The sequence below is a fragment of the Oleiphilus sp. HI0132 genome, assembly GCF_001635845.1.
In genome coordinates this window covers 1-1,485 of record NZ_LWGJ01001515.1, presented here as the reverse complement: position 1 = coordinate 1,485, position 1,485 = coordinate 1, and the positions used below count along the sequence as shown (strand labels likewise).

The following is a 1,485-nucleotide window of genomic DNA, read 5'->3' as shown; positions in this document are numbered from 1 at the left end:
AAGCTTTTATCCCAAACTACTGGTAAGCCATAGACTTGGCCTAGTGCAGGAACCGCACCTTCTTCGCAATCATCAAATAAGCTTTTGAGTTCACACTCATCGACCAAGCGATAATGCGAGGCCTTGCCCATATGCTGGTTGAGCAGATCAGGAACAAGCTGATGTGTTGCAGGTATGACACAGAGTCGGTAGTTATCGCCATCGTGGGTGATAACGGCTTTTGCCATTTGTTTGGCTGGCACGTTAGCAAGTCTGGCACTAGCTAAACTGGTATGAGATTCAGGGTGTTGAATGAGGTCGTAGTGCACGCCAACGCGCGACAAGTGAGCTTCGATTCTAGGAGCAATAGACATAACAAGCACCTCCATAAAAGCGAGTGAATCATCATTGTAACGCTGCGAAAGGTGTTAGGCCAAGAACCCTTTGTGCTTAGTCGAGTGCGCTATAGGGCAAATGGCTATAGCGCACTATCTATCACCCCATATGGTTTTATTTGTGGTCTTTGCAGGGCGCTTAGCGCTGGTGCTCGTTGTATTGGGCTTATTGCGGTTAATCTTCTTTTTTGGGGAGTCCTGTTTTTTCTGCTCAGTCTTTTTATTCGCTGGTCGCTTATTCTTCGGTACGTAATTTAAAATAGATACGGGCACGACTTTTCTCACAGGGAAGCCTTCAATTTCTTTTCGCTCAATAATATGACCTAGCCGGCTCTCTATTGCACAAAGATTCTTAAAATCTCCCATTGAGACAAATGAGATCGCTTCGCCAATGGCACCTGCTCGGCCTGTTCGTCCAATTCTATGAATGTATTCCTCAGGCTTAAAGGGCAGGTCATAGTTAACCACTCGGCTTAACTTACCAATATCAATTCCGCGTGCAGCGACTCCGGTAGCCACCAAGAACTTAATTTCGCCAGATTTGAAATCATTCAGTATTTTAGCTCGCATTGCTTGGCTACGGTCACCGTGAATTGCTTCTGCGTGAATACCTCGTTTGCCTAACTGAGCGGCAAGTTTCGCAGCGCCATGTTTTTTCTCAATAAAAATTAGCGCCTGATCCCACTGATTCTCAATAATGAGATGACTCAATAGCGCAGACTTTTTATCTTTATCGACCGTAATCAACCACTGGTCAATGGTGGTCGCGGCAGTTGCCTCGGGCGAAATGGCGATTTCCAAGGCTTCGTCTTTAACCGTCTTAGCGAGGAAGCGTACGTCATCGGTTAGGGTTGCAGAAAACAACAAGCTTTGACGCTCGCTCGGAAGGCGATCAATGATTTTATTGATCTCATCAATAAAACCCATGTTTAGCATTCTATCGGCTTCGTCTAAGATCAGGACTTCTAGTTCGTCAAAATGAACTGCACGGTCATAGACCATTTCAAGTAAACGTCCTGGCGTCGCGACCAGAATATCAACACCTTCAATGAGTCTCTTTTTCTGAGGCTCTGCAGCGATACCACCGTACATAGCCATTGACTTTAGGTTG

2 protein-coding genes are annotated in these 1,485 nt (G+C 45.8%); both read right to left on the bottom strand.

The genetic code is table 11. The features are described 5' to 3' along the window. Window positions 1–353: aminoacyl-tRNA deacylase (locus A3766_RS23460; protein WP_068643063.1), on the bottom strand; the 353-nt coding region annotated here is incomplete at its 3' end. Window positions 354–467: 114 nt separating this feature from the next. After that, the coding region (locus A3766_RS23455) for a DEAD/DEAH box helicase (protein WP_068643061.1) at window positions 468–1,485 on the bottom strand (1,018 nt) is incomplete at its 5' end.